At 66.6% G+C, this 26,219-nt stretch carries 24 protein-coding genes; 11 read left to right on the forward strand and 13 right to left on the reverse strand.

What is annotated here, in order from left to right; genetic code table 11:
• Positions 1-30 precede the first annotated feature (30 nt).
• From K320_RS18930 to K320_RS0102665, 7 genes are all read right to left on the reverse strand, one after another.
• Entirely contained in the window at positions 31-636 is a 606-nt protein-coding gene (locus K320_RS18930) for a dienelactone hydrolase family protein (RefSeq protein WP_169730024.1), read from the reverse strand.
• 16 nt (positions 637-652) lie between these two features.
• Positions 653-1,651, reverse strand: a complete 999-nt coding sequence (locus K320_RS0102640; RefSeq protein WP_024537333.1) for a branched-chain amino acid ABC transporter permease — start codon at positions 1,649-1,651, stop codon at positions 653-655.
• A gap of 19 nt (positions 1,652-1,670) precedes the next feature.
• Positions 1,671-2,555 carry a branched-chain amino acid ABC transporter permease gene (locus K320_RS0102645; protein WP_024537334.1) on the reverse strand — a complete coding sequence of 295 codons (885 nt, stop codon included), beginning with the start codon at positions 2,553-2,555 and terminating at the stop codon, positions 1,671-1,673.
• 73 nt (positions 2,556-2,628) lie between these two features.
• On the reverse strand, positions 2,629-3,831 hold the full coding sequence (locus K320_RS0102650; protein WP_024537335.1) for an ABC transporter substrate-binding protein: 1,203 nt from the start codon (positions 3,829-3,831) through the stop codon (positions 2,629-2,631).
• A gap of 93 nt (positions 3,832-3,924) precedes the next feature.
• Entirely contained in the window at positions 3,925-5,127 is a 1,203-nt protein-coding gene (locus K320_RS0102655; RefSeq protein ID WP_024537336.1) for an ABC transporter substrate-binding protein, read from the reverse strand.
• Between the two features lie 64 nt (positions 5,128-5,191).
• A complete protein-coding gene (locus K320_RS0102660; RefSeq protein WP_024537337.1) occupies positions 5,192-5,905 on the reverse strand; it encodes an ABC transporter ATP-binding protein in 714 nt (237 codons plus the stop codon).
• A gap of 1 nt (position 5,906) precedes the next feature.
• Positions 5,907-6,677, reverse strand: coding sequence for an ABC transporter ATP-binding protein (locus K320_RS0102665; protein WP_024537338.1), 771 nt, complete (start codon positions 6,675-6,677; stop codon positions 5,907-5,909).
• A 405-nt stretch (positions 6,678-7,082) separates the two neighbouring features.
• Here K320_RS0102665 and K320_RS0102670 point away from each other — a divergent pair, with 405 nt between their 5' ends.
• Positions 7,083-8,324: a M20 aminoacylase family protein gene (locus K320_RS0102670; protein WP_024537339.1), complete on the forward strand. Its 1,242-nt coding sequence runs from the start codon at positions 7,083-7,085 to the stop codon at positions 8,322-8,324.
• On the opposite strand, the gene K320_RS0102675 is transcribed toward K320_RS0102670, so the two are convergent.
• Positions 8,318-9,091: a TOBE domain-containing protein gene (locus K320_RS0102675; protein WP_029695741.1), complete on the reverse strand. Its 774-nt coding sequence runs from the start codon at positions 9,089-9,091 to the stop codon at positions 8,318-8,320. The two genes, K320_RS0102670 and K320_RS0102675, sit on opposite strands and share 7 nt — an antisense overlap.
• Before the next feature lie 97 nt (positions 9,092-9,188).
• On the opposite strand from K320_RS0102675, the gene modA reads away from it, so the two are divergent.
• The 3 genes from modA to modC all read left to right on the forward strand — a co-directional run bounded on the left by modA (position 9,189) and on the right by modC (position 11,798).
• Positions 9,189-9,953, forward strand: a complete 765-nt coding sequence (gene modA, locus K320_RS0102680; RefSeq protein ID WP_024537341.1) for a molybdate ABC transporter substrate-binding protein — start codon at positions 9,189-9,191, stop codon at positions 9,951-9,953.
• A 91-nt stretch (positions 9,954-10,044) separates the two neighbouring features.
• On the forward strand, positions 10,045-10,725 hold the full coding sequence (modB, locus tag K320_RS0102685; RefSeq protein WP_024537342.1) for a molybdate ABC transporter permease subunit: 681 nt from the start codon (positions 10,045-10,047) through the stop codon (positions 10,723-10,725).
• Complete coding sequence (modC, locus tag K320_RS0102690) at positions 10,722-11,798, forward strand: molybdenum ABC transporter ATP-binding protein (protein WP_024537343.1); 1,077 nt, start codon at positions 10,722-10,724, stop codon at positions 11,796-11,798. The genes modB and modC overlap by 4 nt, the downstream gene beginning before the upstream one ends.
• On the opposite strand, the gene K320_RS0102695 is transcribed toward modC, so the two are convergent.
• On the reverse strand, positions 11,773-14,070 hold the full coding sequence (locus K320_RS0102695) for an FUSC family protein (RefSeq protein WP_245593807.1): 2,298 nt from the start codon (positions 14,068-14,070) through the stop codon (positions 11,773-11,775). The two genes, modC and K320_RS0102695, sit on opposite strands and share 26 nt — an antisense overlap.
• Before the next feature lie 174 nt (positions 14,071-14,244).
• On the opposite strand from K320_RS0102695, the gene K320_RS0102700 reads away from it, so the two are divergent.
• A complete protein-coding gene (locus K320_RS0102700) occupies positions 14,245-14,862 on the forward strand; it encodes a TRAP transporter small permease subunit (protein ID WP_024537345.1) in 618 nt (205 codons plus the stop codon).
• Between the two features lie 19 nt (positions 14,863-14,881).
• Positions 14,882-16,735 (forward strand): TRAP transporter large permease, encoded by a 1,854-nt coding sequence (locus tag K320_RS0102705; RefSeq protein ID WP_024537346.1) that lies wholly within the window; start codon positions 14,882-14,884, stop codon positions 16,733-16,735.
• Positions 16,736-16,853: 118 nt separating this feature from the next.
• Here K320_RS0102705 and K320_RS0102710 read toward each other — a convergent pair whose 3' ends face one another.
• The 4 genes from K320_RS0102710 to xseB all read right to left on the reverse strand — a co-directional run bounded on the left by K320_RS0102710 (position 16,854) and on the right by xseB (position 21,157).
• A complete protein-coding gene (locus K320_RS0102710; RefSeq protein ID WP_024537347.1) occupies positions 16,854-17,936 on the reverse strand; it encodes a TRAP transporter substrate-binding protein in 1,083 nt (360 codons plus the stop codon).
• Between the two features lie 106 nt (positions 17,937-18,042).
• Positions 18,043-19,947, reverse strand: coding sequence for a 1-deoxy-D-xylulose-5-phosphate synthase (gene dxs / locus K320_RS0102715; RefSeq protein WP_024537348.1), 1,905 nt, complete (start codon positions 19,945-19,947; stop codon positions 18,043-18,045).
• 74 nt (positions 19,948-20,021) lie between these two features.
• Positions 20,022-20,894, reverse strand: coding sequence for a polyprenyl synthetase family protein (locus K320_RS0102720; protein WP_029695743.1), 873 nt, complete (start codon positions 20,892-20,894; stop codon positions 20,022-20,024).
• A gap of 26 nt (positions 20,895-20,920) precedes the next feature.
• Positions 20,921-21,157, reverse strand: a complete 237-nt coding sequence (gene xseB, locus K320_RS0102725) for an exodeoxyribonuclease VII small subunit (protein ID WP_024537350.1) — start codon at positions 21,155-21,157, stop codon at positions 20,921-20,923.
• Positions 21,158-21,393: 236 nt separating this feature from the next.
• On the opposite strand from xseB, the gene K320_RS0102730 reads away from it, so the two are divergent.
• From K320_RS0102730 to K320_RS0102750, 5 genes are all read left to right on the forward strand, one after another.
• Entirely contained in the window at positions 21,394-22,533 is a 1,140-nt protein-coding gene (locus tag K320_RS0102730) for an aromatic ring-hydroxylating oxygenase subunit alpha (protein WP_024537351.1), read from the forward strand.
• Positions 22,534-22,696: 163 nt separating this feature from the next.
• Complete coding sequence (locus tag K320_RS0102735) at positions 22,697-23,605, forward strand: DMT family transporter (RefSeq protein WP_024537352.1); 909 nt, start codon at positions 22,697-22,699, stop codon at positions 23,603-23,605.
• 1 nt (position 23,606) lies between these two features.
• Positions 23,607-24,476, forward strand: a complete 870-nt coding sequence (locus K320_RS0102740) for a sulfurtransferase (protein ID WP_024537353.1) — start codon at positions 23,607-23,609, stop codon at positions 24,474-24,476.
• A gap of 3 nt (positions 24,477-24,479) precedes the next feature.
• A complete protein-coding gene (locus tag K320_RS0102745; protein ID WP_024537354.1) occupies positions 24,480-25,562 on the forward strand; it encodes a flavin monoamine oxidase family protein in 1,083 nt (360 codons plus the stop codon).
• Between the two features lie 145 nt (positions 25,563-25,707).
• Positions 25,708-26,214 carry a GlcG/HbpS family heme-binding protein gene (locus tag K320_RS0102750; RefSeq protein WP_024537355.1) on the forward strand — a complete coding sequence of 169 codons (507 nt, stop codon included), beginning with the start codon at positions 25,708-25,710 and terminating at the stop codon, positions 26,212-26,214.
• Positions 26,215-26,219: the final 5 nt, after the last annotated feature.

Raw genomic sequence — 26,219 nt, forward strand, 5'->3', positions numbered from 1 at the left:
CATCGCCTCAACGCGTTTGCGCCATGAAAGTCAGCAACCGTGCCGTTGCGTCTTTCGCGATCGATGGGTTGAACACATAACCCCTCGATGCCAGGCCGGATTTGTCCCAGCTGCCCTTGAAGGCGCAGCTGCTATAGTTCGCCACCGTGGCGGTAAAACGCCGCTCACTCCCCGCCAGACAGGCGCTCTGCGGCGACGCCAGCAAGGCCGGGATGAATGCCCCCAGCTGTAACCCACCTGGTAAATGCGTGTCCCATCCACAAACGGCTTGGCCGCCAGGAGGGCCAGTGCCGCATAGGCATCGGCAATGCCGCCCGAACCGCTCGGCGCCCTGGCTGCGCAATTGTCGAATCCTCTGGGCCCGTAGCTGTCGATCACCAGCACCACGTGGCCGGCTTCCAGCAGTTCCTGCGCGTGCTGCTTCATGTGGGCGTTCGGCGCCCCCTTGAGGCCTCCGCAGGTGTGCATCAGCACGACGGCGGGAAATGGCCCCTCGCCCGCGGGTTTGAACACCGTATTGGCAATGTCCGTGAATGCGCCGATCGATTCCCTGACTTCGCCGTTGAATGCCACCGGCGTCCAGTCGTGGGGCGGCGCAATCTGCGCCTGCAGCTCCTCGGAAAGGGTGCAGGTCAATCCGGCCGCATCGGGATCAATGCGAACCGCCGCCCGTACCTCGCCGCTGCAGCCATGCAATCAGCTCGCCCATGATGCCGCGGCGGAACAGCAGCACGCAGACGACGAAGATCAGCCCGGTGACCATGGTGACCGAACCGCCTATCGTGTTGAACCACTCGACCGATGTCACGTCCGCGAGCCAGGTGCCGAAGTCGCCGATCTTGTTTTCCAGCAACTCGATGACGGTGGCCCCCACCAGCGGACCGCTCATGGTGCCCATGCCGCCCACGAGCGCCATCAGCACCACGTTGCCGGACATCGTCCAGTGCACGTCAGACAGCGAGGCGAAGCCCATCACCAGCGTCTTGAGCGAACCGGCCAGGCCGGACAGTGCCGCGGAAATGATGAAAGCGACCAGCTTGAAACGGTCGGTGTCATAGCCCAGCGAGATGGCGCGCGGCTCGTTTTCCTTGATGCCCTTGAGCACCTGACCAAACGGCGAGCGGATGGTGCGCATGATGAGCCAGAAGCCCAATGCCACGACGATGAGCACGAAGAAGTACATCGTGAGGTCGTCGCGCAGATTGATCAGGCCGAACAGATGGCCGCGCGGCACGCCCTGCAGGCCATCTTCGCCGCCGGTGAACTTGAGTTGCAGCGCCGCAAAATAGACCATCTGCGCCAATGCCAGCGTGATCATGGTGGCGTAGATGCCCTGGCGGCGAATGGTGAGCGCCCCCATGATCCAGCCCAGCAGCGCGCCGCACAAGGTGCCGGCAAGCAGCCCCAGCTCGGGCGACAAACCCCACACCTTGACCGCATGGCCGCAGATATAGGCCGACCCGCCGAGAAAGGCGGCATGGCCAAACGAGAGCAGGCCGGTATAGCCCAGCAGCAGGTTGAACGCCGCGGCGAACAGCGCGAAGCACAGCAGCTTCATCACGAAGACCGGATAGGCGCCCACGAAAGGCGCGGCGATCAGGCCCAGCAGCAACAGGCCGTAGCCCCAGGGAGCAAATTTCTGGATATTCATTGGTAGCAGCCCCAGGGTCTCACTTTTCCTTGCCGAACAGCCCGGCCGGGCGGATCAGCAGCACGATGGCCATGATGACGAACACCACGGTGGACGAGGCCTCGGGGTAGAACACCTTGGTGAACCCCTCGATCACACCCAGAGCCAAGCCCGTCACGATGGAACCCATGATGGAACCCATGCCGCCGATCACCACCACCGCGAACACCAGAATGATGAGGTGCTGACCCATCAGTGGCGTGACCTGGTAGACCGGCGCGGCGAGCACGCCGGCAAAAGCGGCGAGTGCCGAGCCGAAGGCAAAGGTCAGCGTGACCATCACCGGTACATTGACGCCGAAGGCTTCCACCAGCCGCGGGTTTTCCGTCCCCGCACGCAGATAGGCGCCCAGCTTGGTCTTCTCGATCACGTACCAGGTGGCGAGGCACACCACGATGGAAGCCACCACCACCCAGGCACGGTAGTTGGGCAACACCATGAAACCCACATCGGTAGCGCCCTGCAGCAGATCGGGCGCGTCGTAGCCCAGGCCGGAGACGCCGTAGATGGAACGGAACACGCCCTCGATCAGCAGCGTGATGCCGAGCGTGAGCAGCAGGCCGTAGATATGGTCCAGCTTGTAGATCCAGCGCAGGAACAAGCGCTCCATCACCACGCCAAACGCCCCCACGATCAGTGGCGCCAGCACCAGCATGACCCAGTAGTTGACGTTGAAATAATTCATCGCCATCCAGGTGACCATGGCACCCAGCATGAACAACGCGCCATGCGCAAAATTGATCACGTTGAGCAGGCCGAAGATCACGGCCAGGCCGAGACTGAGGATGGCGTAGAACGAACCATTGACCAGCCCCACCAGGAGCTGGCTCATCATGGCCGCCATCGAAATACCGAAAATTTCCATGGGAAGCAGTGCGCGGTGGTGGTGAATGGAACCGGGGAGCGCAGCCGCCCCCCGTCAGAACGTCAGCCGCGCATCACTTCCAGAGCGGGCACTTGCCCTCGGCCTTGGTGGTGAAGACTTCGGCGCCCGGCAGTTGCTTGACGACCTTGTAATAGTCCCAGGCGCCCTTGGATTCCTGCGGCGTCTTGACCTGCACCAGGTACATGTCGTGCTCATACAGGCCATCGGGGCGGATCTGGCCGGAAGCGAAGAAGTCCTTCATCTTCATGCCGCGCCAGGTTTCCATCACCTTGTCGGCATCCGTCGTGCCCGCGGCCTGCACGGCCTTGAGGTAGTTCATCGTGGCGGAATAGTCGGCCGCCTGGATTTCCGTCGGGCGTTTCTTGATCTTGGCCATGTACTTGTCGGCAAAAGCGCGCGCCTCGGGGTTCATGTCCCAGTACCAGGCGGTCACGAACTGCATGCCCTGCGTGGTCTTGAGGCCCAGGCTGTGGATGTCGCTGAAAAACACCAGCAGCGGCACCACCTTCATGGTCTTGGAAATGCCGAACTCATTGGCCGCCTTGATGGCGTTGATGGTGTCGCCGCCCGCATTCGCCAGCGCCAGCACCTGTGCCTTGGAATTCTGCGCCTGCAGCAGGAAGGACGAGAAATCGGTGGCATTCAGCGGATGGCGCACCGTGCCCACCACGCTACCGCCCTTTTCCTTGACCACGGCGGCCGCATCGGCCTCCATCGCATGGCCAAAGGCGTAATCGGCCGTCAGGAAGAACCAGCTCTTGCCGCCATTGGCCACCACGGCACCCGCCGAACCGCGCGACAGGGCCACGGTGTCGTAGGCGTAGTGCACGGCGTAGGGCGAGCATTGCTCGTTGGTCAGCGCCGCGCTGCCTGCGCCGTTGTTGATCATCACGCGCTTTTTCTCCGCCGACACCTTGGCCAGCGCCAGCGCCGTACCCGAGTTGGTGCCGCTGAAGATCATCGTCAGGCCATCGGTGTCGATCCATTCGCGCGCCTTGGAAGCGGCCAGGTCAGGCTTGTTCTGGTGGTCAAAACTCATCATCTCGATGGGTTTGCCCAGCACCTTGCCGCCAAAATCATCGATCGCCATCTGAATGGCGGTCGCCGCATCCTTGCCCTCCAGGTCCGCATACAGGCTGGAGAGATCAGAGATATAGCCGATCTTGACCTTGTCCTGCGCCTGTGCCTGCATGGCGCCCGCCATGAGGCCGACCGCGCCCAGCGCCACGGCCAATTTCGTGAGTTTGGATTTCATTGCCTATCTCCTGTCTCTTTTGTTGCACATATCGCCACCCGACATCCACACGCCTCTTGCATCGACACTATTCGACGCAAGAGGCATGAAAGATCACTTCCACAAGGCGCACTTGCTCTCCGCCTTGGTGGTCCAGATCTGGTCAGCCGGCAGGCGCGATACCACCTTGTAGTAATCCCAGGGCACGGTCGATTCGCTGGGCGACTTGACCTGCATCAGGTACATGTCGTGCGCAAAACGGCCGTCCGGGCGGATCACGCCCTTGGCATAGAAATCGTCGATCGGCGTGGACTTGAGCTTGGCCATCACTGCATCCGCGTCCATCGTGCCAGCTGCCTGCACCGCCTTGAGGTAGTTCATCGTGGCCGAATAGTCCGCCGCCTGGATGTCGGTGGGCATGCGCTTGGTCTTTTCAAAGAATCGCTTGCCGAAGGCGCGGGTCTTGTCGTTCAGGTTCCAGTCCCAGCTGGTCGTCAGCAGCAGGCCTTCGGTGTTCTTCAGGCCCAGGCTGTGCACGTCGCTGAGGAACACCAGCAGACCGGCCAGCTTCATGGTCTTGTTGATGCCGAATTCCTTGGCGGCCTTGATGGCGTTGATGGTGTCGCCCCCGGCATTGGCCAAACCCAGAATCTGCGCCTTAGAGTTCTGCGCCTGCAGCAGGAAGGAAGAGAAATCCGTGGCGTTCAGCGGATGGCGGACGCTGCCAAGCACCGTGCCGCCGTTTTCCTTGACGACCTTGGCGGTATCGGCCTCCAGCGCATGGCCAAACGCATAGTCGGCCGTCAGGAAAAACCAGGTCTTGCCACCGTTCTTCACCACCGCGCCGCCCGTGCCCTTGGCCAGCGCCACGGTGTCGTAGGCATAGTGCACGGTGTACGGCGTGCATTGCTCGTTGGTCAGCGCGGAGGAGCCGGCGCCGTTATCGATGAATACCCGCTTCTTCTCCTGCGCCACCTTGGCCATGGCCAGCGCGGTGCCGGAGTTGGTGCCGCCGAACAGCAAGGTCACCCCTTCGGTATCCACCCACTCGCGCGACTTGGTCGCGGCGATGTCCGGCTTGTTCTGGTGGTCGGCGCTGAGCAGCTCAATCGGCTTGCCCAGGACCTTGCCACCGAAATCATCGATGGCCATCTGGATGGCGAGCGCGCCGTTCTTGCCCTCGACGTCCGCGTACAGGCTGGACATGTCGGTGATGAAACCGATCTTGAGCTTGTCCTGCGCCTGTGCGTGCAGCGCGCCAAGCCCGAGACAGGCCGTACCAAGGACAACCACGAGGGTCTTGAGTCTGAATTGCATGCTTGCTTTCTCCTGAGTGAATGATGAATGCCCCGCGGAACCGCCCGCCAAGGCAGCGGGGGATTCAGACGCCGAGCAGCTGATTGAGCACCGGCATTTTTTCCTGCAGCTCGGAGGCGCCGAACTGCTCGACGATCTTGCCGTGCTCCATGACGTAGAAGCGGTCGGCCAGCGGCGCGGCAAAGCGGAAATTCTGCTCGACCATGACCACGGTGAAGCCCTTTTCGCGCAGCATCGTGATCATGCGCGCCAGCGCATGCACGATCACGGGCGCCAGGCCTTCGGAAATTTCATCGAGCAGCAGCAGCTTGGCGCCGGTGCGCAGAATGCGCGCCACCGCCAGCATCTGCTGCTCGCCGCCTGAAAGCCTTGTGCCCTGGCTTTGCCGGCGCTCGGCCAGATTGGGGAACATCGCGTAGATCTCATCGACCGACATTCCCTTTCCCCCGGCATGGAGCTCCGGGGGCAGCAACAGGTTTTCCTCGCACGAAAGGCTGGAGAAAATCCCGCGCTCCTCGGGGCAGTAGCCCACGCCAAAGTGCGCGATCCTGTGCGTGGGCAGGTCAATCGTCTCGTTTCCGTTGATCTTGATCGAGCCCTTGCGGCTTCCCGTGAGGCCAAGGATGGCGCGCAGCGTGGAGGTGCGTCCGGCGCCATTGCGGCCCAGCAGCGTCACCACTTCGCCAGGCTGCACCACCATGTCCACGCCGTGCAGCACGTGCGATTCGCCATACCAGGCCTGCAGCCCCTTGATTTCGAGTGCGGGTGTGCCTGCCATCTCAGTGCGCTCCCTCAAGCTGGCCTTCGGTCGTGCCCATATAGGCCTCCATCACCTGCGGATTGGCGGACACTTCCTCGTAAGGCCCCTCGGCCAGCACCTCGCCGCGCTGCAGCACGGTGATGCGGTCGGCGATCGTGGAGACCACCTTCATGTTGTGCTCCACCATCAAGATGGTGCGTCCGGCGGAGACCTTCTTGATCAACTGCGTCACCCGGTCCACATCTTCGTGGCCCATGCCCTGCGTGGGCTCGTCAAGCAGCATCAGTTCGGGCTCCATCGCCAGCGTGGTGGCGATCTCCAGCGCGCGCTTGCTGCCGTAGGGCAGGTTCACCGTCATTTCGTCGGCCATGTGTTCCAAACCCACCTCCGCCAGCAGTTGCCTGGCGCGATCGTTGAGCTTGTACAGGCTGCGCTCGCTGCGCCAGAACTGGTAACTCGTGCCCAGCTTGCGCTGCAGGCCCAGGCGCACGTTCTCCAGCAGGGTCAGGTTGGGAAACACCGCGGAAATCTGGAACGAGCGGATGATGCCGCGGCGCGCGATTTCCGCCGGCTTTTCACCCGTGATGTCCTGCCCGTTGAAGCGTATCGTGCCCGACGTGGGCACCAGGAATTTGGTCAGCAGGTTGAAGCAGGTTGTCTTGCCGGCGCCATTGGGGCCGATCAGCGCGTGGATGGAACCGCGGCGCACCGAGAGGTTGACATCACTGACCGCGGTGAAGCCCTTGAATTCCTTGGTGAGATGGGAAGTTTCGAGTATGAAATCACTCATTGCATATCGGCGCGCCGCGCAAAAAATAACGGCAGCGCCGTGTGTAACCTGTTGTCGTGCGATTGATCGTAAACCCTGCCGAACCCCGCCCGCCTAGGGAAAAACGCGTAGTCGCAGTGAAAAATGAAGGATCGGCACCGCATGCGCAGCCACCAGCCCGCACGGGGAATCGTCATCCGTTGCACTCTGGATCGGTGCACAGGCCTTGGTCTCCTTGTCGTTCCATCCCGAAGATAGAGCACAGGCCATGCCAGGCTGAAACTCTTGGCGCGATGGGCCACATTTCAAAAAATTGTCTGCAAATCATTCGTTTATTGTTCATTTATTGATCAAATGAATAACTTCAATACAATCCCCTCTGCGGTACCGATGGCGTCGGGCGGCATGCCCGGCTAGACTGCGTCCATGAAGCTGATCGAACCCATCCTGGCGCAAACCGCAGCCCTGACCCAATTGCGGCGCGACATCCATGCCCACCCGGAGCTGTGCTTCAAGGAAGAGCGCACCGCAGACCTGGTGGCGGCCAAACTGACCGAATGGGGCATACCGGCGCACCGCGGCATGGGCACGACCGGCGTGGTCGGCATCGTGCACGGCAGGGATGGCGGCCAAAGCGGCCGCGCGATCGGCCTGCGTGCCGACATGGATGCGCTGCCCATGACGGAATTCAACACCTTCGCCCACGCCAGCACCTACCCCGGCAAGATGCACGCCTGCGGCCACGACGGCCATACCGCCATGCTGCTGGCGGCGGCGCAGCACCTGGCGCGGCACCACGACTATGACGGCACCGTCTACCTCATCTTCCAGCCGGCGGAAGAAGGCGGCGGCGGCGCGCGCGAGATGATCCGGGACGGCCTGTTCGAGCGCTTTGCCATGGAAGCCGTCTTCGGCATGCACAACTGGCCCGGCATGCCCGCAGGCACGCTGGCCGTGAGCAGCGGGCCCGTGATGGCATCAAGCAACGAGTTCAGGATCACCATCACCGGCAAGGGCGGGCACGCGGCGCTGCCGCACCTGGGCGTCGATCCGGTGCCGATCGCCTGCCAGATGGTGCAGGCCTTCCAGACCATCATTTCACGCAACCGCAAACCCATAGACGCCGGCGTGATTTCCGTCACCATGATCCATGCGGGAGAAGCCACCAACGTGATTCCCGATGCCTGCGAGCTGCAGGGCACGGTGCGCACCTTCACCTTCGAGACCCTGGACCTGATCGAGGCGCGCATGCGGGAGACGGCCCAAGGCATCGCTGCCGCCATGGGCGCGAACTGCAGCTTCGAGTTCGAACGCAACTACCCGCCCACCATCAATACACCGTATGAAGCCGGCTTCTGCCGCCAGGTCATGGCCGGCATCGTCGGCGAAGACAGCGCGCTGGCGCAGGAACCCACCATGGGCGCGGAAGACTTCGCCTACATGCTGCAGGCCAGGCCAGGCGCCTACTGCTTCATCGGCAATGGCGAGGGCGCGCACCGCGGGCGCTACGAAGGCGGAGGCCATGACGCCGGGCCTTGCACGCTGCACAACCCGCATTACGACTTCAACGACGAGCTGATACCGCTGGGTGCCACTTATTGGGTGAACCTGGCGCATGCCTGGCTGGCGCACCAGCCACCGGCACGCCCGGCGGCAGGCGGTCAGTGATCCGGCACCAGGAGCGCAAGCGCACTCGGCTCGGCGCAGGCGAACGCCGCAGCGCGCGCGCGCAGGCTTGACTGCGGCGGCGCAAACCCCACCAGCTGCAGCCCGCCTTCCAGCTGCAGCACGACTTCATCGCCCGAGGCTCCGCGCGCTACCCGCTGCACACGCCCAGACCAGCAGTTGGGCGGCGCCGCATCCGGCCTCTGCGCCTGCGGCAGCACGCGCACTGCCGTCGCCTTGCACAGCACCTGCACCTGCACGCCTGAGGCCAGGCCGAGCAGCTGCGCGCTCTCGCGCGTGACCCGGGCCAAGGCCGGCAGCGCGCCATGGCTGCGCGCGGCCAGCAGCACATCCACGAGATTGCCATCGCGCCGCAGCCCGGTCACCACGCCGGGCCATTGGTTGCGCATGCTGGTGCGTATCGCCAGTTGCGCGGCAGCAGCATGCGCGGCGCCGCCGCTGGCCACATCCGCCGCGACCTGCGCCCGCACGCGCACCAGCGCATCGGCGGCCTGCAGCAGTTCGCGCCCCGCATCGGTCAGCTGCGTGCCGCCGCCGCCCACCCCGCCCACGGCGCGTCCCACCAGCGCCACGCCGGCAAGATTGGTCAGGGTATCCAGCGCCTGCCACGCCGCCTTGTAGCTCACGCCCACGGTACGCGCCGCCTGCGAAATCGAACCGCCCTTGTCGATCTCGCGCAGTATGGCGATGCGCCGGTCGGCCTTGTCCTGCCCCAGGGCATCCATCACGGAGAGTCTTTTCTTGCGCATGGCCGCCATCATGCCGCACCTGGCGGCGCATTGGATGACACATTGGATGGCACACATCGGTATACTCAATCTTTATTCATTTTTGGAATAGCGAAATATGTCCAAGCCGTTCTTTCCCCATACCCTCGTCGGCGTGCTCGCCTTCTCGTTCGCGGCCTTCACCAGCGCCCATGCCGACAGCGTGAGCGTTGCCGTGGCGGCCAATTTCACGGCGCCCATGCAGAAAATCGCCGCGCAGTTCGAACAGGACACCGGCCACAAGGCGGAGCTGTCGTTCGGCGCCACCGGCAAGTTCTACGCGCAGATCAAGAATGGCGCGCCGTTCGGCATCCTGCTCGCCGCCGACCACGCCACGCCCGAGAAGATCGCCAAGGAAGGTCTGGGCAACGACGCCTCGCGCTTCACCTACGCGATCGGCCAGCTCGTGCTGTGGAGCAAGCAGGCGGGCTACGTCGATGCCGACGGCAAGGTGCTGCAGAAGACCGACTGGCAGCACATCGCCATCGCCAACCCCAAGCTCGCGCCCTATGGCGCCGCGGCCATGCAGACGCTGGACAAGCTCGGCCTTGCCAGCCAGGTGCAGGCGCGCATCGTGCAGGGCGAGAACATCGGCCAGACCTACCAGTTCGCCGCTTCGGGCAATGCCGAGCTGGGCTTCGTCGCGCTCTCGCAGGTGACCGAGAACGGCCAGCTGCGCGAAGGCTCGGGCTGGGTGGTGCCGGCCGCGCTGCACGACACCATCCGCCAGGATGCGATCGTGCTCAAGCCGGGCGAGGGCAATGCGGCGGCGGCGGCGCTGATGCAATACCTCAAGGGCGACAAGGCACGCGCCGTCATCAAGTCCTACGGCTATTCTTTCTGAAGCTGTCAGCGTGCGCCATTGATGGTTTTCAAACATGTTTGATGCCTGAAGCCGTGCACGATAGGCGCCAGCAGCTTCATTTCGCATAGCAGTGCCCTTTCTCTCCCCCGACGACTGGTCGGCCATCTGGCTCACGCTGGAGCTGGCCGGCCTGACCACCCTGCTGCTGCTGGTGCTGTGCACCCCCATCGCCTGGTGGCTCGCGCATACGCCGTCGCGCTGGCGCGCGCCGGTGGGCGCGGTGGTCGCGCTGCCGCTGGTGCTGCCACCCACGGTGATCGGCTTTTACCTGCTGGTGCTGATGGGCCCCAACGGCCCGGTGGGGCAGTTCACCCAGGCCATGGGCTGGGGCCGCCTGCCGTTCACCTTCGGCGGGCTGCTGGTGGGGTCCATCGTTTATTCGCTGCCCTTCGCGGTACAGCCGCTGCAGCGCGCGTTCGAGTCCGTGGGCACCAGGCCCCTGGAGGTCGCCGCCTCGCTCGGCGCCAGTCCGCTGGATCGGTTTTTCACCGTCGCGCTGCCGCTGGCGCGCCCCGGCTTCATCACCGCCGCCGTACTTTCGTTCGCGCATACCGTGGGTGAATTCGGCGTGGTGCTGATGCTCGGCGGCAATATTCCGGGCAAGACGCGCGTGGTTTCGGTGCAGATCTACGACCACGTCGAAGCCATGGAGTACACCCATGCGCACTGGCTGGCGGGCGGCATGGTGGTGTTTGCCTTCATCGTGCTGGTGCTGCTGCACTGGCTGCAGCCCAAGGGGCGGCTGGCATGAGCGCGATTTCGGCCCGCCTGCGGCTGCAGCGCCCCGATTTTCTGCTGGATGTGGATCTCGCGCTTCCCGGTCACGGCGTCACGGCGCTGTTCGGCCCCTCGGGCTGCGGCAAGACGAGTTTTCTGCGTGCCATTGCCGGGCTGGAGCGCGTGGCCGGGCGCGTCGAAGTCAATGGCCAGCTCTGGCAGGACGACGACACGCGCGTGTGGCTGCCCACGCACCGGCGCCAGCTTGGCTATGTATTCCAGGAAGCCAGCCTGTTTGTCCACCTGGATGTGCGCCGCAACATGGAATACGGCCTGCGCCGCCTGCCGCCCGAGCGCCGGCGCGTACCACTGGAGCGCGCGGTGGAGCTGCTCGGCCTGACCGGCCTGACGGAGCGCATGCCGGACACCCTGTCCGGCGGCGAACGCCAGCGGGTGGCGATCGCGCGCGCACTGGCGGCCAGCCCGCAGCTGCTGCTGATGGATGAACCGCTCGCGGCGCTGGACGCCGCGCGCAAGGCCGAGGTGCTGCCTTACCTGGAGCGCCTGCAGCGCGAGCTGGATATTCCCGTGCTCTATGTGAGCCACAGTCCCGAGGAAGTCGCACGGCTGGCATCCCACCTGGTACTGCTGGAGCAAGGCCGCGCACTCGCCCAGGGCGCAACGGCGCAGGTGCTGGCCCGCCTCGACCTGCCGCCGGCGCACGGCGACGATGCCGCCGCGCTGGTGACCGCCAGCGTGCTGCGCCACGACGCGCACGACCAGCTGCTCAGCGTGGCGTTCGGCGGCGGCGAACTGCATCTCGTGAGCCACCACGCGCATGCGCCGGGCAGCACGGTGCGGCTGCGCATTGCGGCGCGCGACGTGAGCCTGTCGCGCACGGCGCCCACCGACAGCACCATCCTCAACATCCTGCCGGCGCGCATCACCGAGCTGGCGCCGCAAGGCCCGGGGCTGGTCGCCGCCGCCCTCGATTGCACGGGCACGCCGCTGCTCGCGCGCATCACGCAGCGCTCGTGCGAGAGCCTGGGCCTCGCGCCCGGCCAGACCTTGTTCGCGCAGGTCAAGGGGGCGGCGCTGGTCGATTGACGGGCGGGCCCTGCGCCGCCGCCAGCTCGCCCAGCACGGCCAATGCATCGCTGCGCACCACACCCGCCAGCCCGGTCGCGAGCGCCAGGCGACGCAGCAGCCAGGGGCTGGAATCCGGCACCCGTGGGTCGGGCAGATCTTCCGGCACGCCCGACAGTGCCACGCCGGCCTCCTCACTCACCGGCGCCGGGCTGGCTGCAACGGCCGGACCCGCAAGGTTCAGCTGCGCCTGGATCTCGCGGGCGGCATCGGCCAGCGGCATGGCCAGCGCATCCAGTTGCAGGCGCTCGCGGCGCAGCAGCAGGGTGGACTGCACCGCGCTGAGCTGGCCCAGCAACTGATAGCCATGCGCCTGCAGCTGCTCCAGCAGCGCGATGGGTGGCTGCACGGCGCGCGGCTCCACCAGCGCGCGGCTGGTGGCCTGCACCAGCGTCGAGAGCGCATCGTAGGCCTCGCGCCGTGCCAGCCGCCACGCCAGCTCCGGCTGCCCGGTCACCTCGGCCAATGCAGCCAGGGCCAGCGACTGGCGTGCGTGCGCCGCCATCGCACGGCAGACGCGGCGCACCGTCAGCGCGATGCGCGTGCGTTCCCAGGAAGGCAGCACGTAGGAAAAGCCCCAGGCCAGCGCCGTTCCCAGCAGCGTATCGCCCACGCGCTCGGCGAAATCGAACGCCGAGCTGCTCCCGGCATAGAGAAGATGCGCCAGCACCAGGCCCAGCACCGAGCCCGCGACCGCGGTGATCACGTACTTGCGCACCACGAAGGCATGCGCCAGCCCCTGCGCGACCACCACCGCCGCCAACAGCACCACCTCTGGCGGCTGCAATGCCAGCAGGCCCACCGCCAGGGCGCTGCCGGCAAGCGTGCCGAGCACGCGCTGGGTGCGCCGCTCCAGCGTCTGCGCGAGTGAGCCGCGCAGCACGACGACGATGGTGAGCAGGATCCAGTAATCGCGCGAACCCCAGGGCAGCAGCAGCGCCAGCCCATAGCCCGCGCCAATGGCCAGCGCGGCGCGCAGCGCATGGCGAAAGGCCGGCTGGCGCCAGCGCAGCAGCCCCCGCAGCGGCTGGCTGGACCAGTAAGCGGGGCTGACGAACAACTGCCAGCCGCTGCGCACGGCGGAGAGATCGGGCGCCTGCTCGCCGCGTGCCAGCGCCGCAAGCTGGCGCACCGCCCCATTCTGATCTGCCAGGCGGACACTGGCACTGTGCATCAAGGCGGCCTGGTGGATCGCGTCGCCCTCCCCGGCCCGATCCCGGGCCTCGTCCAGCGCCTGCTGGCGCAAGGCTTGCAGCGTGGCGCCATGATCGCGCGCGGCGGGCGGCCGCCTGCCCAGCAACAGCGCATCAGCCACCTGCTCGACGTCGTCGGCCATGGCGCGCGACACCGCGGCCAGCTGCCGCAGGCCCGCCGCCTGGCGGGCCTGGATGCGTTCGATATCCAGCTCGCTGGCTATCAGGCGATCGCGCATCTCCAGCACCACCACCAGCATGCCGGCCAGCTGCTGGCGCCGCGTGGTGCCGGGAGCCTCCAGGATCAGATCGCGCGCTGCCTGCAACTGCTCGGCCAGTGCCGCCTGGCGCAGCAGCACTTCGCCCAGCGCACCCGGCTGCTGGCTGGCGCCCTGCGCCTGCGGCAGGCGCACGACACGCTTCGCATGCGTGCGCAGCAGCGCCGCCACCGTCAGCAGCAGCTCTGCCAGCGTCTGCGCGCGGTAGCGTCCATTGAGCACGGCATTGGCGGCCGTCGCCCACAACACATACAAACCGGCCCCCAGCGCGCACCAGCCGGTGCGCAGCCATGCTTCCTGCGCGCTGGCCGCAGGCTGGGGCGCCATGGCCAGCAGCATGGCAAACATGAGGCCCGCGGCCACCGGCATGCCCGGACGCCCCCAGGCGGTGGACAGAAAGGCCAGAAAGGTGGCGGGCACCAGCAGCAGACCCAGCTCCAGCGGATGGCCGCGCAGCAACTGCACCGCAAGGAACAGCGGCAGGCCGAGCAGCGGCGCCACGATCAGGTGCAGCCATTTGCCGCGCCGCGCGCGCGGCGTATCGGGGATCAGCGCCACGATGACGCCGACACTGGCGCTGGAGGCAGCGCCCACGCCCAGCACCGCATGCACCAGCAGCACGATCAGCAGCATGCCCAGGGCCACCGAAGCCCCATTGAGCACCGCGGCACTCAACGCCGTGCGGCGCATCCGCCTGAGCCGGACATGCACGAAGTGAGGGTCTGCCGCGTCGTCCATGCCTGTCGTGCGTCCCGCATCCATGTGGTGCGCGCCATTATGTCCGAGGGCCTGGCACTCGCCACCACCCAGGGCAGGCACTTAGAATCTTCGCGTCGTCGCAAGGCTTCGGTGCACCACGGGCCGCGCGGCAACCGCCCAAGCCCCGCCGCACGAGCCAGGGGCCAAGCGCCTACCCGGCCTTTTTCTGGAGACACCATGCAGGCCCTGCTATCGCTATCGCGAGCCATAGACCGGCTCAACTCGTTCATAGGCAAATACGCCATCTGGCTGATCTTCGGCGCCACGGCCATCAGTGCCTTCAACGCGGTGATCCGCAAGGTCTTCAACTACAGCTCCAACGGCTACCTGGAAGTGCAGTGGTACCTGTTTGCCTGGTCTTTCCTGATCGCCGCGGGCTACACGCTGCTCAAGCGCGAGCATGTGCGCATCGACGTGCTCAACAGCCACTTCCCCAAGAAGGTGCAGCTTGCGGTGGAAATCCTGGGCATCATTTTTTTCCTGACGCCCGTGTGCATCATGGTGCTGTACTACGCCACGCCGCTGGCCCTGCAGATGTTCGAATCGGGCGAAATGTCCAGCAACCCCGGCGGGCTGATCCGCTGGCCGGTATGGCTGGCGCTGCCGGTGGGGTTTACCCTGCTGCTGCTGCAGGGCTGGTCCGAGCTCATCAAATGCATAGCATTCGCCCTCGGCAAGGGGCCCGATCCGACCATCAAATCCGACGAAAAATCGGACGAGGAAGCGCTGATCGAGGCGCTGCGCGCCCAGAACGCCGCCGCGACGGCCGCCCCGGCGCAAGCGCGCGCCCACTGATCCGCGAAAGCTAGACACCATGGGATTCATAGCATCCAACTTCGCCCCCATCATGTTCGTGGGGCTGATCTGTTATCTGATCCTGGGCTTTCCCGTCGCCTTCTCGCTGGGCGCCGCGGGCCTGACCTTTGGCGCGCTGGGCGTGTACCTGGACATCTTCCCGACCGCCATCCTCTCGGTGCTGCCGCTGCGCCTGATCGGCATCATGGCCAACGAGACGCTGCTGGCCGTGCCCTTCTTCACGCTGATGGGCCTGATCCTGGAGAGGAGCGGCATGGCGGAGGACCTGCTCGATTCGATCGGCCAGGTGTTCGGCCCGCTGCGCGGCGGCCTGGCACTGGCCGTGGTGCTGGTGGGCGCGATGCTGGCGGCCACCACCGGCGTCGTCGCCGCTTCGGTGATTTCGATGGGCCTCATTTCCATGCCCATCATGCTGCGCTACGGCTACAGCCGCAGCCTCGCCAGCGGGGTGATCGCCGCCTCGGGCACGCTGGCGCAGATCATCCCGCCGTCCCTGGTGCTGATCGTGCTGGCCGACCAGATGGGCAAGAGCGTGGGCGACATGTACAAGGGCGCGTTCATCCCGGGCTTCACGTTGATGGGCCTGTACATCCTGTGGGTCGTGGTGCTGGCCATCTTCAAGCCCAAGTCGGTGCCCGCGCTGCCGCCGGAGGCGCGCACCTTCACCGAACCCAGCGGCAGCCACGGCTATACCTCGCTCACGGTGCTGTTCGTTTTCTGCACCGCGGTGGCGCTGCTGCTCGGCCATGAGATGCCGGCCATCCACAGCTGGTGGCAGGGTGAAGTGGTCGAATTCGTGCCCACCGACGAAAAGATCGTCGTGGCCATGTGCGGCGGCAGCTTCGTCGGCTGGCTGATTGCAGTGATCAACCGCGTCACCGGCATGGGGCTGCTCTCCAGGCTGGCCGAGCGCGTCACCTTCGTGCTGATCCCGCCGCTGCTGCTGATCTTTCTCGTGCTGGGCACCATCTTCCTCGGGGTGGCCACGCCCACCGAAGGCGGCGCCATGGGCGCCATGGGCGCGCTCATCATGGCCACGATGCGCAAGCGCCTCTCGTGGAAGCTGCTGCGCCAGGCGCTCGATACCACCACCAAGCTCTCGTCCTTCGTGATGTTCATCCTGGTGGGCGCGACGGTCTTCAGCATGGTGTTTCAGGCGGCCGACGGCCCGGTCTGGGTCGAGCACCTGCTCTCCAAGCTGCCGGGCGGGCAGCTGGGCTTCCTGATTTTCGTGAACATCATGGTGTTCTTCCTGGCGTTCTTCCTCGACTTCTTTGAACTCTCGTTCATCGTCGTCCCGGTGCTCGCGCCGATCGCCGACAAGATGGGCATAGATCTGATCTTCTTCGGCGTGCTGCTGGCGTTGAACATGCAGACCTCGTTCCTGCACCCGCCATTTGGCTTCGCCCTGTTCTACCTGCGTTCGGTCGCGCCCGAGAAACCCTATGTGGACAGCCACACCGGCAAGCTCATGGAGCCGGTGACGACGATGCAGATCTACAAGGGTGCGATCCCCTTCCTGCTGCTGCAGCTGGCCATGGTGGCCCTCGTGATCGCCTTCCCGGCTCTGGTGACCGGCGGACTGGACAAGCCGGTGAAGATGGACATGAAGGCCGTCGAGCAGCAGATGCTGCAGGACCTGAACGCAACCGACCAAAGCTCGGACTTCAATACCTTCATCGTGCCCGGCGACAACGCGGCCCCGGGAGCGGGTGCTGGCGCCCAACCCAACCCCCCCGCCAACGGCGGGCTGCCGGAAGCGGGCAGCGGAGCGGGTGAATCCAGCTTCGGGCCAGCGGGCGGCGGGGAAGAAGACCCGATGAAGGCCATACAGGACGCGATCGGAAAGTAGCGCGGGCCAGCGCGGCGGGGGCGGCGCTCCCCCGGCCAGCAAAAAAACCGCAGCTTTCGGCTGCGGTTTTTTGTTGGCGGAGGCACCTTCCGAAGAAGATGCCCCACAGGGACGGGCGTCAGATCTTGAGCGACGCCATGTCCTGCGTGAACACCAGCTCGGAGATGCGGTTCCAGAGGATCTGATCGCGCTGGAAACCGCGCAGATCGTCCAGAATCTTCTTGAACACCGGGTCCTTGGCGCTGTGCTCGGCGTAGACCTCCTGCGCGGCGTTGAAGCCGGCCTGCACGATCTCCTTGTTGAAGCGCTTGAGCTGGGTGCCGCTGGCCACCAGTTGCTTGAGCGCGATCGGGTTCAGGTACAGGTATTTGGAAGTGCCATCGTTGTACGCGGTGTCCATCGCGGAATTGACGATGGCCTTGTACTCGGGCGAGAGCTTGGCGTAGGCCTTGTTGTTGATGAAGAACTCCAGGTCGGCGCCGCCTTCCCACCAGCCGCCGTAGTAGTAGTACTTGGCGACCTTGTTCCAGCCCATCTTGGCATCGTCGTAGGGGCCGACGAACTCGGCCGCATCGAGCGTACCCTTCTCCAGCGCCTGGTACACGTCGCCGCCGGGCATGTTCTGCGAGACCACGCCCAGCTTGGCCATGGACTCACCGAACACGCCGCCGCCCAGACGCATCTTCAGGCCCTTGAAATCCTCGGGCTTGTTCATCTCCTTGCGGTACCAGCCGCCCATCTGCGTGCCGGTGTTGAGCGCGCTGCGCGCATGGAAGTTGTACTTGGCGAACAGCTCGTCGAGCAGCTTGTGGCCGTTGCCGTGGATCTTCCACGCCTGGTTCTGCTGGGCGGTGAAACCGAACGGAATGGCGCAGCTGAAGGCGAACGACGGATCCTTGCCGGTGAAGTAGTAGGCGGCGGTCTCGCCCATCTCGATGGAATCGTCGGCCAGCGCGTCCACGATGCCGAAGGCCGGGATCAACTCACCCGCGGCATGCACCGAGACCTCGAACTTGCCGCCCGAGAGCGCCTTGACGGTCTCGGAGAACTTCACCGCGCAGCCATGCAGCGTCTCCAGCGCCTTGGGGAAGCTCGTGGCCAGGCGCCAGCGCACCGTCGCCTGAGCGTGGACTGCTGGCGCGATACCTGCGGCCAGCACGCCGGCGATGCCGGCATTCTTGATGAGGGAACGACGATCCATGGCCTGAAACTCCTTGATGAAAAAATCGAAGCGCCCAGTGTAGTCGCGTCGCCGCCCAGTTCATCCTAGGGGTATCCATAGTCCTGCCGCGCGCAGGACAGCCGCCTTACGCCCTCGCGGCCACGGCCCTCAGGCCCTTGCCGCCATCCAGCAGCGCCTCAAAGCGCCGGCGCACCGCGGTTTCGATGCCGCCCGCGTCCAGCCCCTGCAGCGCCAGCAGGCGGGCGGGGTCGCCATGTTCGACAAAGGCATCGGGCAGACCCAGCTGCAGCAGCGGCTTGGTGATGCCGACGGCAGCCAGCGCCTCGGCGACTGCGCTGCCGGCGCCGCCCATGACCACGCCTTCTTCCACAGTGACCAGCGCCTCGTGGCCGCGCACGATCTGCAGCAGCAGTTCGGTATCCAGCGGCTTGGCCCAGCGCATGTTGACCACCGTGGCATTGAGTCGCTCGGCCGCCTCCAGCGCCGGGTACAGCAGCGTGCCGAAGGCCAGGATGGCGATGCGCGCGCCCTCGCGGCGCAGCTCGCCCTTGCCGAACGGCAGGCCGGTGAGCTCCGCCAGCGGCTGGACGCCCACACCAGCGCCCCTGGGATAGCGCACCGCCACGGGGTGGCTCTGCTCGAACGCGGTGGTGAGCAGCTGGCGGCATTCGCGCTCGTCCGCCGGGCAGGCCATGGCCATGTTGGGGATGCAGCGCACGAAGGCGATGTCGAACGCGCCGCAATGCGTGGCGCCATCGGCGCCGACGATGCCCGCGCGGTCCAGCGCGAACACCACGGGCAGATTCTGCAGCGCCACGTCGTGGATGAGCTGGTCGTAGCCGCGCTGCAGAAAGGTGGAATAGATCGCCACCACGGGTTTGAGTCCCTCGCAGGCCATGCCGGCCGCGCAGGTCACCGCGTGCTGCTCGGCGATGCCCACGTCGTGGTAGCGGCCGGGAAAGCGCCGGTGGAATTCCACCATGCCCGAGCCCTCGCGCATCGCGGGCGTGACGGCCACCAGGCGCGGGTCTTTCTCGGCCATGTCGCACAGCCACTGGCCGAACACCTGGGTGAAGGTCTGCCGGGGCGGCGTCGCGGGCTTGACCAGACCGATGCGCGGGTCGAACTTGCCCGGCCCGTGGTAGGCCACCGGGTCGGCCTCGGCGAGCTTGTAGCCCTGGCCCTTTTTGGTCACCACATGCAGGAACTGCGGGCCCTTGAGCTCCTTGATGTTCTCCAGCGTGGGGATCAGCGAATCCAGATCGTGCCCGTCGATGGGGCCGATGTAGTTGAAGCCGAAGTTCTCGAACAGCGTGGCCGGCACCACCATGCCCTTGGCCTGCTGCTCGATGCGCTTGGCCAGCTCCAGCAGCGGCGGCACGTTTTTGAGCACGTTCTTGCCCACGTCGCGCGCCTTGGCGTAGAAGCGCCCGCTCATCAGTTGCGCCAGGTAGCGGTTGAGCGCGCCCACCGGCGGGCTGATGCTCATGTCGTTGTCGTTGAGGATGACGAGCAGGTTGCAGTCGGCCACGCCGGCGTTGTTCAGCGCCTCGAAGGCCATGCCGGCCGTCATCGCGCCGTCGCCGATCACCGCGATGCAGTGGCGGTTTTCGCCCTTCTGGCGCGCCGCCAGCGCCATGCCCAGCGCCGCCGAGATGCTGGTGCTGGAATGCGCGGTGCCAAAGGTGTCGTAGGGACTCTCGGAGCGCATCGGAAAGCCCGAGATGCCGCCGAGCTGGCGCAGGCTGTCCATGCGCTCGCGCCGGCCGGTGAGGATTTTGTGTGGGTAGGACTGGTGGCCCACGTCCCAGACCAGGCGGTCCTCGGGCGTATCGAACACCTTGTGCAGCGCGATGGTGAGCTCCACCGTGCCCAGATTGGACGAGAGGTGGCCGCCGGTGCGCGAGACGCTTTCGAGCACGAAGGCGCGCAGCTCATCGGCGAGGGTCTTGAGCTCGGCGCGCGAGAGCTGGCGCAGGTCAGCCGGGTCGTTCACGCGTTCCAGCAGCGGGAAATTCGTCGTCGTCATATCCTGTTTCGATAGCTATCAGCGCAGCATGGGTGGGCGCCAGAGCCATTTTTCATCCAAATTCTTTCACACCCTCAGTGCGTACGGTGTACCACCATTTGCGCCAGCGCCGCCAGCGCCCGGGTATCGGCAAGCCCACTGGCTGCCAATGCCTGTTGGGCTTCCTCAAGCAATTGGCCGGCATGTTCACGTGCGCCCTCCAGGCCCATCAGCGCCACGTAGGTGGGCTTGTCGTCCGCCGCATCCTTGCCGGCCGTCTTGCCCAGGGTGGCGGAATCCTGCGTCACGTCCAGAATGTCGTCCACCACCTGAAATGCCAGCCCGAGCGCGGCGCCATAGCGCGCCAGGGCCTCGCGGGCGCGCCTGGCGATCACGCCGCAGGCCGCGCCCATCAGCACGCTGGCCTGCAGCAAGGCCCCGGTCTTGAGCCGGTGCATCTGGCGCAGCTGCTCTTCGCTCAGCCGACGGCCGACGCTGGCCAGATCGATCGCCTGCCCACCGGCCATGCCCTGCGCCCCCGCGGCGCACGCCAGCAGGCGGCACAGCTCGGCCTGCGTGGCAGCGGGCACACCCTGCGCGGGCGTGAGCAGCTCGAAGGCCAAGGCCTGCAGCGCGTCACCCGCCAGCAAGGCGCGCGCCTCGCCGTAGGCCACATGCACCGTCGGCTTGCCGCGGCGCAGCACGTCGTTGTCCATGCAAGGCAGGTCGTCGTGCACCAGGGAATAGGCGTGGATCAGCTCCACCGCGCAGGCGGCGCGCAGGGCGGCGTCCGGGTCGCCCTGCACCGCCTCGCAGGCCGCCAGCACCAACAACGGGCGCAGGCGCTTGCCGCCACCCGTCACCGCATAACGCATCGGCTCGCCCAGGTCGGCGGGCGTCCGCTCGGGCACCCAGCGCACCAAGGCCTGCTCGACGGCCTCTTGCTGGCTGCGCACCCAGCGCCCCATGTCCAGGCCCTGCACGTCTGCCACGCTCACTCGACGGTCCATGGCTTGAGCGCGCCTTCATCGAGCAGCTGGATCTGGCCCTGAACCGCTTCGAGCCGGGAGCGGCAGAATTGCAGCAGTTGCGCACCCCTCTGGTAGCCAGCGAGCATTTCCTCCAGCGGCAACTGCCCCGCCTCGATCCGGCCCACCAGGGCCTCAAGCTCCTGAAGCGCGGCTTCGTAGCTGGTGGGAACGTCGGGAGAAGGAGGGGCGGCCTTGGGCATGAAAACAATGAAACGGATCAATGGCGGCAGATGCGCAATCCCGTGATTTTAGGGGGCAGGCCGCGGCGGCCCGGCCGGGCGCGGCGCGGCCGCCTCTATAATCGCCCCTCTCGCGCCAACCGGCTCCGGCAGCCCATGCCCGGCCGGTTTCATTTTTTTCGCCCGTGCATGCCACGCGCAACCTCCCTGTAGAGGCTGGAGTCTGGTCATGAACAGACTCATAGGTCAGGACATCGATGTCTGATTTAAGTCTTCAACTGCAGCAGGCCGCAAGCCAACTCCCGGTATCCAGCTATTTCGACGAGGCGCTGTTCCGGCAGGAGCGCGCGCGCCTGTTCGCGCCCGGCCCGCGCTACGTCGGGCACCAGCTGCATGTGCCCGAACCCGGCGACTACCGCGTGCTGGCGCAGGAAAAGGACGGCCGCGCGCTGATCCGCAGCCCGCAGGGGCAGGTGCAGCTCATCTCCAACTGCTGCCGCCACCGCCAGGCGATCATGCTCAGCGGCCAGGGCAACCTCAAAAGCGAAGGCAAGGGCCACGCGGGCGGCAACATCGTCTGTCCAATCCACCGCTGGACCTACGCCAGCGACGGCAGGCTGCTGGGCGCGCCGCATTTCCCGAGCAACCCCGGGCTGAACCTGGATGCCTGGACGCTGCGCGCATGGAACGGCCTGCTGTTCGAGGACAACGGGCGCGACATCGCCGCCGACCTGGCCGGCATGGGCGTGGCGGCCGATCTCTCGTTTGACGGCTACGTCTTCGACCGCGCCGAGCTGCACGCGTGCAACTACAACTGGAAGACCTTCATCGAGGTCTATCTGGAGGATTACCACGTCGGGCCCTTCCACCCGGGCCTGGGCAATTTCGTCACCGTGGATGATCTGAACTGGCAGTTCGGGCGCGAATATTCGGTGCAGACCGTGGGCGTGGCGCCCACCTTCGGCAAGCCCGGCACCGATGCCTACAAGCTCTGGCACGAGGTGCTGCTGCGCTACCGTGGTGGCGAGAAGCCCGAGCGCGGCGCGATCTGGCTGACCTATTACCCGCACATCATGGTGGAGTGGTACCCGCATGTGCTCACCGTCTCCACGCTGCACCCGGTGGGACCGCAGAAGACGCTGAACCTGGTGGAGTTCTACTACCCCGAAGAGATCCACGCCTTCGAGCGCGAGTTCATCGAGGCGCAGCAGGCCGCCTACATGGAAACCGCCATCGAAGACGACGAGATCGGCGAGCGCGAGGACGCCGGCCGGCGCGCGCTGATGGAACGCGGCGTGAACGAGGTCGGCCCCTACCAGAGCCCGATGGAAGACGGCATGCAGCACTTTCACTGCTGGTACCGCGCCAAAATGGGCGACAGCCTGTCTGACGAATGACCTCGCTGCGTTCGATGGCGCGCCTTGCGGCAGCATGACGAAAGCCCCCCGTCATTTCGTCATGTCGGCGCCAGCCGACGATCATTTCGTCATTTGACCACCCAAAACCATAGCTATTAACGCATACCAGACAAGCGTTACAGCCATTTTTCACACCAAACCCATGCAAGCGCTCTGGATGGTCCTCGCGGCCTTCTTCTTTGCCAGCATGGGGGTGTGCGTCAAGCTCGCGGCGCCCTACTTCAACGCGTTTGAGATGGTGTTCTGGCGCGGCATCATCAGCATGCTGGTGCTGTGGTGGCTGGCGCGCCAGCAGGGCATCACGCTCAAGACCCGCTACCCCGGCATGCATGCCTGGCGCAGCTTCATCGGCGTGCTCTCGCTGGGCGCGTCCTTCTACGCCATCATCTATCTGCCGCTGCCGACGGCGATGACCTTTGGCTACATGAGCAGCGTGTGGATCGCGGCCTTCATCGTCGGCGGCGCGCTGCTGGCCTGGCGCCCCACGCCGGGGCAGGACCGCCCGCCCGTGCCGATGGCGCTGGTGGTCTGCGTGCTGCTGGGTTTTGCCGGGGTCATTCTGATGCTGCGCCCCACGGTGCAGGGCAACCAGGGCTTTGCCGCCGTCGTCGGGCTGCTGGGCGGGATGGGCGCGGCGCTGGCCTACATGCAGGTGGTGGCACTGTCGCGCCTGGGCGAGCCGGAGACGCGCACCGTGTTCTTCTTCGCGCTGGGCTGCACCATCGCCGGCGCGGCGGCCATGGGGGCGAGCGGAATGTCGCGCTTCCCCGGCTGGCCCGCGCTCTGGCTGCTGCCGCTGGGACTGCTGGCGGCCGGCGGGCAGCTGTGCATGACCATGGCGTTCTCGCGCGCATCCAGCAGCCGCGGCACGCTGCTGGTGGCCAATTTGCAATACTCGGGCCTCATTTTTGCCAGCATCTACAGCATGCTGGTGTTTGGCGACTACCTGCCGCTCATGGCGTGGCTGGGCATGGCAATCATCGTGGTGAGCGCGATTGCCGCCGGCTGGCTGCGCTCGGGCGGCAGCAAGGCGCCACTGCCCCAGGATTGACATGCCCCATACCCATTTGATCTCAGCCGCCGAACTTCAAACCCTGGTCCGCAGCGGCGCGCCGCTGATGGTCTTCGACTGCAGCTTCGATCTGGCCGACCCGCAAAAAGGGATCGCCGACTACCACGCGGCGCACCTCCCTGGGGCCCTCTACGCGCACCTGGACCATGATCTGAGCGCCGCCGGCGGACCGGCCGTCTCGGGCGGGCGCCACCCGCTGCCCACGCGCGAGCGCTTCAGCGCCTGGCTTGCCAGCGTCGGCTTTTCCAACGGCATGCAGGCCGTGGTCTACGACCGCAACGGGTCCATGCCCGGCATGCGGCTGTGGTGGCTGCTGAAATGGCTGGGGCACGATGCGGCGGCCGTGCTCGATGGCGGCCTTGCCGCGTGGCAAGCCTCGGGCGGCACCAGCGCGCGGAACGAAGAAGCGCCGCGCGCGCCTGGCCACTTCAAGCCGGGCAAACCACTGCGTACCCTGGTCGATGCGACGCAGGTGCTGGCGCGCCTGGGGCGGGCGGATCAAACCCTCCTCGACGCACGCGCCGCCGAGCGCTGGCGCGGCGACATCGAGCCGCTAGACCCGGTGGCAGGCCACATCCCCGGCGCCCTGAACCGCCCCTGGATGGACAACCTCACGGCCGACGGCCACTTCAAGAGCGCCGCCGCGCTGCGCACGGAATTCGCCACCATCCTGCGGCAGCGCGACCCAGCCACCGTCGTGCACCAGTGCGGCAGCGGCGTGAGCGCCATCCACAACCTGCTGGCGATGGAACTGGCGGGCTACCCGCAAGGCGCGCTGTACGCAGGCAGCTGGAGCGAATGGTGCAGTGACCCGGCGCGACCGGTGGCGCACCTGCGCGAGGCGGCCTGAGCCATGCCGGGCGTGCAGGTCGCCATCGTCGGCGCCGGCCTGAGCGGCCTGTATGCGGCCACGCTGCTTGAAGCGCGCGGCATGCACGACTACGTGCTGCTGGAGGCACGCGATCGGTGCGGCGGGCGCATCCTGTCCGAGCCATCCGCGGCTGCGGACCGGTTCGACCTGGGCGCCACCTGGTTCTGGCCCATGATGCAGCCAGCGCTGGCGCGCCTGGTGGACAGGCTCGGCCTCACGACCGTCGCGCAGCATGAGGACGGCGACATGCTGCTTGAACCCGCGGGGCAGTACGCGCCGCGGCGTGTCGCCGGCTACCGCTCCGATCCTGCCGCCGTGCGCCTGGCGGGCGGCATGGACACGCTGACCGAAGCACTGCGCGGGCGGCTCGCGGCGCAGCGGCTGGTCACGGGGTGCCGCGTGCGCCGCCTGATCCACAGCGGCGGGCACATCGAAGTGCAGACCGAGGGCCCTGACGGACCAGCGGCCGCCTGGCGGGCGGCGCAGGTGCTGCTGGCCGTGCCCCCGCGCCTTGCCGCCGGCACCATCGCCTGCACCCCCGCGCTGCCCGATACGCTGGCTCGGGCGTGGCAGGGCTGCACCACCTGGATGGCGCCGCATGCCAAGTACGTGGCGGTGTTCGATGCGCCGTTCTGGCGCGAACAGGATCTGTCCGGCGAAGCGCGCAGCGCCATGGGGCCGATGGCCGAGATCCACGACGCCTCGGCGCCCGATGGCCTGGCGGCGCTGTTCGGTTTCCTGGGGATTCCAGCCGCGCTGCGCGGCCGGATTCCCGAAGAGACGCTGCGCTCGCACTGCCGCGCCCAGCTCGTGCGCTTGTTCGGCCATGCCGCAGGGGCGCCGCGGGCCGAATACCTGAAGGACTGGGCCGCCGACCCCTGCACGGCCACCGCGCAAGACCAGACCGCCGACGAGCACCACGCGGCCCGGCCGCCGACGACGGCGGATGCGGGCGCATGGAGCGGCCGGTTGATCGCCATCGCCAGTGAATGCTCACCCACCCATCCCGGCTACGCCGCAGGCGCGCTGGACGCCGCGCTGCGCGGCGTCGAGGCATTGGCATGACGGCGGCTTGCCGGGCCGGCGGGCCATGCCTGCCACTCTCCCGGGCCCGTTCTGCCGGACGCGGCCAAGCACGATGGAGGTGACCGCCCTATCATCGGCCATGCCCGGGAACGAAACACCCCGCCCCGCACGCAAGGAGTCCCGCATGAAAACCCTCACATCCCGCCTGCTGTGCGCCGCCTGGCTGGCCACCGCGTGTTCGGCTGCCGTGGCGCAGGAATCCGCCACCTTCGCGATGCGCTCGCTGACGCCGCAGGCCGCCCTGCGCGCGGCGCAGACCACGCTGCAGGCATGCACGGCCAAGGGCTTTCAGGTCGCCGTTTCCGTGCTCGACCGCACGGGCACGCCGCTGGTGATGCTGCGCGAGCGCCTGGCGGGCATGCACACCCCGGAGACGGCCGGCGGCAAGGCCTACACGGCGATCGCGTTCAAGCTCGACACGCTAACCCTCAGCCGGGCGACGCAGGCCGACCAGGGGCTCTCGGGCCTGCGCCACCTGCCGCGCGTGGTCGCCGTGGGCGGGGGGCGGATCATCGAGGCCGGCGGCACGCTGGTCGGTGCCATCGGCGTCTCGGGCGCGCCGGGCGGCGAGGCCGATGATGCCTGCGCGCGCGCCGGTATCGCCGCCATCCAGACAGATCTGGATTTCTGAGCCCA

The organism is Comamonas badia DSM 17552 (assembly GCF_000484635.1).
In the GTDB taxonomy this organism is placed as follows: domain Bacteria; phylum Pseudomonadota; class Gammaproteobacteria; order Burkholderiales; family Burkholderiaceae_C; genus Comamonas_C; species Comamonas_C badia.